9 protein-coding genes are annotated in these 6,441 nt (G+C 71.5%); 6 read left to right on the top strand and 3 right to left on the bottom strand.

What is annotated here, in order from left to right; translation table 11 throughout:
- The 3 genes from LCE31_RS34570 to LCE31_RS34560 all read left to right on the top strand — a co-directional run.
- On the top strand, window positions 1–1,935 hold a 1,935-nt coding region (locus LCE31_RS34570), incomplete at its 5' end, for an ABC transporter ATP-binding protein (protein ID WP_225021602.1).
- A 6-nt stretch (window positions 1,936–1,941) separates the two neighbouring features.
- Window positions 1,942–2,202 (top strand): carbamoyltransferase C-terminal domain-containing protein, encoded by a 261-nt coding sequence (locus tag LCE31_RS34565; protein WP_225021601.1) that lies wholly within the window; start codon window positions 1,942–1,944, stop codon window positions 2,200–2,202.
- 4 nt (window positions 2,203–2,206) lie between these two features.
- Entirely contained in the window at window positions 2,207–2,668 is a 462-nt protein-coding gene (locus tag LCE31_RS34560) for an NUDIX hydrolase (protein ID WP_225021600.1), read from the top strand.
- Between the two features lie 194 nt (window positions 2,669–2,862).
- Here the strand turns inward: LCE31_RS34560 and LCE31_RS34555 are convergent, their stop codons facing one another.
- The gene (locus LCE31_RS34555; RefSeq protein WP_225021598.1) at window positions 2,863–3,159 is read right to left on the bottom strand and encodes a hypothetical protein; all 297 of its coding nucleotides are present in this window, start codon (window positions 3,157–3,159) and stop codon (window positions 2,863–2,865) included.
- Window positions 3,160–3,433: 274 nt separating this feature from the next.
- On the opposite strand from LCE31_RS34555, the gene LCE31_RS34550 reads away from it, so the two are divergent.
- The gene (locus LCE31_RS34550) at window positions 3,434–3,700 is read left to right on the top strand and encodes a hypothetical protein (protein WP_225021596.1); all 267 of its coding nucleotides are present in this window, start codon (window positions 3,434–3,436) and stop codon (window positions 3,698–3,700) included.
- A gap of 358 nt (window positions 3,701–4,058) precedes the next feature.
- Here LCE31_RS34550 and LCE31_RS34545 read toward each other — a convergent pair whose 3' ends face one another.
- A complete protein-coding gene (locus tag LCE31_RS34545; protein WP_225021593.1) occupies window positions 4,059–4,256 on the bottom strand; it encodes a DUF6207 family protein in 198 nt (65 codons plus the stop codon).
- A 112-nt stretch (window positions 4,257–4,368) separates the two neighbouring features.
- Here LCE31_RS34545 and LCE31_RS34540 point away from each other — a divergent pair, with 112 nt between their 5' ends.
- On the top strand, window positions 4,369–5,349 hold the full coding sequence (locus LCE31_RS34540; RefSeq protein WP_225021591.1) for an ATP-dependent DNA ligase: 981 nt from the start codon (window positions 4,369–4,371) through the stop codon (window positions 5,347–5,349).
- 80 nt (window positions 5,350–5,429) lie between these two features.
- A complete protein-coding gene (locus LCE31_RS34535) occupies window positions 5,430–5,873 on the top strand; it encodes a hypothetical protein (RefSeq protein ID WP_225021589.1) in 444 nt (147 codons plus the stop codon).
- Between the two features lie 141 nt (window positions 5,874–6,014).
- Here the strand turns inward: LCE31_RS34535 and LCE31_RS34530 are convergent, their stop codons facing one another.
- Window positions 6,015–6,239, bottom strand: a complete 225-nt coding sequence (locus LCE31_RS34530) for a hypothetical protein (RefSeq protein ID WP_225021587.1) — start codon at window positions 6,237–6,239, stop codon at window positions 6,015–6,017.
- Window positions 6,240–6,441: the final 202 nt, after the last annotated feature.

Here is a 6,441-nt window from a genome sequence, read left to right as displayed (position 1 = left end):
GAGCGGCTCGGAGCCCGCCTGCGCCGCCCTCGGCGCCCGGCCCCCGAACCGCTCACCGCCTGGGCGCTCGGCAGCGAACGCCACGAGGACCGCTCCGACGGCCTGCTCACGATGGCCCGCGCCCTGCCCCGCCTGAGCCGGATCACCCTGTCCCTGGCCTGGCGCGCCGACCGCACCGCGCTGCTGCGCCTGACCACTCTCCAACTCGCCGCCGGCGGCCTCACCGCCGTCACCCTTCACCTGACCCGGACCACGCTCGCGGTCCTGTTCGCCCCCGGCGCCCCGCTGGAGCGCCTCGGCCGCGCCGAGTTCGCCCTGCTGGCCCTGGCCGCCGTCGCCGCCGCCCGCACCCTGGCCTCCGCCGCGACCGTCGCCACGACCGCCCGCCTCGGACCGGCCATCGACGCCCGCGCCGAACTCGCCTACCTCGACGCGGCCACCCGCGTCCCCCTCGCCTCCTACGACAACCCCGCCTGGTGCGATCACGGCGAGGCCGCCAACCGCGCGGCCACCGACGCCCACACGATCCTCGACTCCCTCATCTCGCTGACCGCATCGGCCCTGGGCATCACGGCCGCCGCCGGCGTCCTGGCCAGTCTCGACCCGCTGCTGCTGCCCCTGCTGCTGCTCGCAGTCCTGCCACGCGCATGGGCCGCCGCCCGCGCCGCCCAGGCCGCCCACCGCGCGGACCGGCACGCGGTCGGCGACCGCCGCACCCGCCACATCCTCATGTACCTCGCCAGCGGCCGCTCCACCGCCCTCGACGTCCGCGCCGGCACCATGCGGCCCTGGCTCCTCGGCCAGTACCAGGCCGTCAGCCGCCGCCTTCAGAACCACACCGCACAGATCGGGGCCGACACCGCACGGCATCAACTCCTCGGCGACACCCTCGCCGGCGCCGCCACCCTGATCGTCTACGCCACCCTGCTGTGGCTCACCGTCCACGGACGCATCCCCACCGCCGACGCCGCGACCGCCCTCATCACCGTCCAGACCAGCCGGGCCCTGCTCACCGGCCTCGCCACCGGCCTGACCACCACCTACCGCATGGGCCTCTACCTCAGCGACTGGGCCGCCTTCCTCACCGACGCCACGGCCCGCACGACCCTCCCGGCCGCACCCGCTCCGGTTCCCGCGAACCCCGCCGTCATCCGCGCCGACCACGTCACCTTCGCCTACGAGGGCGCTGCCGCCCCCGTCCTCACCGACATCTCCCTCACCGTGCGCCGCGGGGAGATCCTCGCCATCGTCGGCCACAACGGTGCAGGAAAATCCACCCTGGCCAAACTCCTCGCCGGCCTCTACACCCCCACCAGCGGCACCGTCACCTGGGATGCCACCGACCTGGCCACCGTCGACCCCGACGAACTCTTCTCCCGCCTCGCGATGCTGCCCCAGGACATCGCCCGCTGGCAGGCCACCCTGCGCGAGAACATCACCCTCGGCCAAGGCGACCAGAGCGACACCGCCGTCCTCGCCGCCGCACGCGCCGGCGGCGCCACCCAGGTCATCGACTCACTCCCCGAGGGCCTCGACACCCACATCCGGCCCGCCCAGTCCGGCGGCCGGGACCTCTCCGGCGGACAATGGCAACGCATCGCCGCAGCCCGCGCCTTCGCCCGCACCAACGCACCCCTGCTGATCTGCGACGAACCCACCAGCGCCCTCGACCCACGCGCCGAACAGGCCGCGTACGAGCGCATCCGTGAACTCGCCGCGGACCGGACCGTCATCCTCATCACGCACCGCCTCGGCTCCACCCAGCATGCCGACCGGGTCATCGTCCTCGACCACGGTCGCGTCCTCGAAGAAGGCACCCACACCAGCCTCCTGGCCGCAGACGGCGAGTACGCCGCACTGTGGACCACCCAGGCCCACGCCTACGCCCCCGCCCGCCACCACACTGAGTCGGTTGATTACCAGCCTGTGGAGTGACCTGGCGTGAGCCTTTTCCTGACCCGGTATCAGCAGGCCAGAGGGTATGAGGCCGAGGGACGGATCATCGGCTGGTTCCAGGACGGCAGCGAACTCGGCCTCCGTGCGCTCGGCGCCCGCAGCATCCTCGCCGCCCCCCGGACGACGGCCAGTTCCGAGGCGCTGAACAGCCGCATCAAGCACCGCAAACCGTTCAGGCCCTTCGTGCCGGCCGTCCTCGCCCGCTACGCACCCGAGTGGGTCGAAGTGAACTGCCTGCCAGACTGAACCCATGAACACTGTGCCCCTCCGCGAGGCGGCCCGAGCAGTCGTTCTCGATCCCCATCAGCGCGTCCTGCTGCTGGCCTACGACGAGGACGGCGGCTTCTGGGCCACCCCAGGCGGCAGTCTGGAAGCGGGCGAGGACTACCCCACCGCCGTCCTGCGGGAACTCGCCGAAGAAATCGGGGCCGCAGATGTCCTGCTGGTCGCGCAGATCGCTGAGCGCAGCCAGACCCATCCCGTCGGCGGCCGCGAAGTCCGCCAAATCGAGAAGTACTACCTCGCGCGTATCGCGGCCTCCAACATCGATCCGTCCCGCGCTACCCAGACTGACACCATTCGAACCAGCCGCTGGTGGACACTGAGTGAACTGCGCGCCACCAGCGAGACGGTCTACCCCCTCGGCCTTGCCGACCTGATCGCCGACATCCTCAGCAACGGCGTACCGGAAAATCCAGCTGTCCTGGGCTGAAGCTGCCACTGTCCCCAGTTCATGCCGGGGCTCGTCCTTGCCGGAACCGAGATCGTCGGGTGCACCAAGAGCCCGGAGAGGGAAGCGCGCGGACTGGCGGCGCTTGAGGACAAGATCGCTGACCTGCACAAATCCTTCGGCGGTCCGGGCCCAGACCTCAACATCGTTGCCAGCCCCGCAGTCGCAATGTCTGGTCAGGGGCCGTTGAGGATGTCGTGTCCGCCGATGCGGCGCCAGATCACGTGAGGGACGCCGGCGACCTGTTCCCGGCCGTACGACCATGTCGCGCGCCCGCCCGGCGCCCAGGTCAGTTCGTAGACGCCCGGCGTGCGGCGGACCCCCTTGATGCGGAGGCCCGCAGGGAACCGGCCGCCCGTGCGGAGGCCGGGCACGAAGGCGCGGGCGACGACACGGTGGAATGCGCGGCGCTGTTCTGGGGTGAGGCGGTGAAGGTCGGCGGTGAAGCGGGACAGAGTCTCGTACGTGGGCAACGGTCAACTCCTCTGGGAAGCACGAAACCCCCCGGCTGGTGGCCGGGGGGCTGTGGTGGGTGTGTCCGTGCAGAAGGCGTCGGTGACGTGGCTCACCGGGTTGTCGTTCGGCGCGCTGATAGATGACGGTCGCGGCGGTTCCGTGCGTTTTCGTGGCTGGTGGTGCTCGTGTGGCAGGGGTGCAGTATTCGCACGGCCGACGCGGCCACCTGCGTGCGGTGCCGAGGCGGTGAAGCCCTGCTCGGTGTCGGTGGTGGCTGTCATGCTGCTGGACATGAGTGAGTTCATGCAGCGGCGTGTGTACGGCGCCGACCATGACGACCCGGACCCCGGACCGCAGCCGGGACACGAGTACCGGGAGCTGGTCGGTGGTCCCCTGGACGGACTTCTGGTCGACGTCACCGGGTGGGACGCCGAGGAAGTTGTGGAAGGTGCGGCGCTGATCACGGAGATCGGTGCGTACGGCCCGGGCGGGCGCGCCCAGTACGGGCCCCGCAACGGCGACTCCGCCAAGTGGGACTGGGAAGGCGATACACCCTGACCAAAGCACGTGCCCTGCCGTGCTCCAGGGGCTGCCCGTGCGTGCCGACAGGGCAACTGCCTCCGCTGCTGTGCGCCTCGCCCGAGAACCCTCTCAGCGGGCCTGCCCGTACGGTGCCGCCGGAGCGCTGGAGCGCGGGAGCGGGGAACACCCGGGCGTGCAGAGGCGTTGGGAGAGACGTGGCCGCGGAGGGGACAGGGGCCCCGGGCTCCACCCTTTGCCCGTGGGGAAGATCGTTCGGCTGAAGCCCCACGGAGCCTTTCGCCGCGAGGCGACCGCCCTTCGCGACCACCCTCACGCGCCGCCCCGGCAGGTCTCCCCCGTCCTGCCGGGGCGGCCCCCTGTCCGACGCTGCGGCCTAGGTGGGGCGCAGGTCAGCGTAGAGGCGGGCGGTGACGCCTGCCGTGCCCGGGACGCGCCGTACGGGCGCGACGCCGGAGGTGCGCCACAGCTGTTCCAACTCCCGCATCGCGGCACGCGCGGTTTCCTCGTCGAGCGCGGTGATGTCCAGGACCAGAAGGCCGGGCTCGGTTAGGTGTACATGGGCAGCGTTCATGTCCGCGGGGACGTTCCGTGCACGCGGGGCAGTTCGCGCTCGCGCGGGGGATCACCCGTACGGCGGCGCGCGCTGCCGGCGTACGGGCTGCGGCGCGGGTGAGGGTGGCGGGGTGCTGACGCCTCCGATCGAGCCGATGCTCGCCCGCTCCGCCGATGTACTCCCGCCGACGCGCCGAGCCATTGACGTGCTGTACCAGGCGAAGGTGGACGGCTTCCGCACGCTCGTCTTCGTACGGGAGGGCAAGGTGTTCCTCCAGTCCCGCCGGGGCGCGGACCTGACGCCCGCGTTCGGGGATGTCGCGGCCGGCGGCGCCCAGCTGGTGGGTGAGGATGTCGTCCTGGACGGCGAGCTCGTCGTGCTCGGAAGTGGCCGTCTCGATTTCGACGCGTTGCAGCAGCGCGCCCGCTACCGGGGGCGCCGCGCCACGGAGGCCGCCGCCGCGGCTCCGGCCCATCTGGTGGTCTTCGACGTCGTGGAGCACCGGGGCGTCAGCCTCATGCGCCGGCCGCTGCGGGAGCGCTGGGATCTGCTCGTGGAGCTCTTCGAGCGGCGCGGCCTGCGCGCGCCCTGGAGTCTCGTGCCCTGTACCCGCGACCGCGACGTGGCGCTGGGCTGGTTCGACTCGGCGTGGGGTGAGGCAGGTGTTGAAGGCTGTGTGGTGAAGCCGGCGGGCGGTTTGTACCGTCCGGGGCAGCGGGGCGGCCCGGGTGGCTGGGTGAAGGTGCGCGCGTACGGGACCGCGGAGGGGATCGTCGCCGGGGTGACCGGGGGCCTGCACGCGCCGCAGACGCTTCTGCTGGGCCGCCATGATGCGGCGGACGGACTGCGGATGGTGGCCCGTACGACGCCGCTCTCGCCCGGGGCCCGCGCGCAGCTGGGCGCCGTACTCGTTCCTGCGGCTGCGGGGCACCCTTGGGAGGGGCGCCGCTTCTTGGCCGGGTGGGGGAGCCGCGAGGCTCTGGAGGTTCGTCTGGTCGAGCCTCGCGTGGTGGTGGAGTTCCGCGTGGACAGCGCGCTCGACCGTGGCCGTCACCGTCACCCCGTGCGCTACCTGCGCATCCGAACGGACCTGCTCCCTGACGACCTGTGACGCTCGGCTGGCCCGTGGTCTCGTGAGGGTGATCATGCCGTCGTGCCCGTACGACCGGTCGGGGCCTGCGTTGGATGGGCATGAGAAGAATGATCTCGACGGCCCTGGTGGCCTCGGTGGTGGCCGTGCTGATCGGTAGTTCGCCGGCGTCGGCTGCCCCGACCGTCGACCGACGCGTGGGGACGTGCACGCATGCGCGGGGCGGTGGCTGCGCGCCCAGCATCAGCGTGGAGTACTGGTACGCGAAGGGCGCGAAGACCCGCCGCGTGTCCTGGGTCTACACGGGCACCAACTCCAAGACGCGCCGAAGTGCGCGCTGGATGTACCGGAAGCCCGGTGCCCGTACGTACAAGGTCGCCTCGGGCTGGAAGCAGGGCCGCCTGGAACCCGCCCGCAACGGGAGCATCTCCTTCACCTGGGCCTCATGGGGCAAGGGCCACCACACCGGGGCCGCGTACCCGGTCGGCACATCGTTCTGTGCTGAGTTCAAGGGCGGCAAGCGAGTGTGCACGAAGGTCAAGTAGCCAGGCCATGCGCTCCGACTGCGGCTACCGGTTACGCCCGGGGTAGCCGCCGTCGTACGCCGCCGCGCCGCCTTCCTGAACAGCTGGAAGGCGGCGCGGCGGGAGAGCGCCGTCGTAGCGCTTCGCGACGCACGAAGGTACTCAGACCGGTGCCCGGCTCAGCGACGCGAGTGGGGAGCGCCAGCCTTTCTCCATCGCGCGCAGCCGCTCCCAGTCGACCTCCGGGTGGGCGGGGACGACCGCGTCAACGGACGCTGTGGTGTAGAGCGCGACGTCGACGGCCCCGGCCCGGCTGGTACCGAAGCGAACCTCGATCGACTGCGGGGAGCGGAGCCAGCCGAGGCGGACCATGTGGTCGAAGTCCACTTTACCGACCGCTGTTCTGATCGCGTCGCCGTGAAGTGGGAAGACACGTCGCGGACGTGTCAGGGACGGTGTGAGAGCTAGACCAGGGTCGACGGAGTGTGACGTCTTCCACACAAAGAGCGTTCGCCGGACGGAGTGGAGGGCCGTCCTATACCGTCTCGTGTTGCCCCTCCGGGGCATGCGCTGCGCGCGTACACGAGAC

The organism is Streptomyces sp. 8L, assembly GCF_020176795.1.
Lineage (GTDB): Bacteria > Actinomycetota > Actinomycetes > Streptomycetales > Streptomycetaceae > Streptomyces.
This window is presented reverse-complemented; position numbering and strand designations above follow the sequence as displayed.

Coding starts and splice junctions, on each gene's coding strand:
- LCE31_RS34535 (WP_225021589.1), top strand. CDS start 5,430: ATGAGAAGAATGATCTCGACGGCCCTGGTGGCCTCGGTGGTGGCCGTG.
- LCE31_RS34550 (WP_225021596.1), top strand. CDS start 3,434: ATGAGTGAGTTCATGCAGCGGCGTGTGTACGGCGCCGACCATGACGAC.
- LCE31_RS34560 (WP_225021600.1), top strand. CDS start 2,207: ATGAACACTGTGCCCCTCCGCGAGGCGGCCCGAGCAGTCGTTCTCGAT.
- LCE31_RS34545 (WP_225021593.1), bottom strand. CDS start 4,256: ATGAACGCTGCCCATGTACACCTAACCGAGCCCGGCCTTCTGGTCCTG.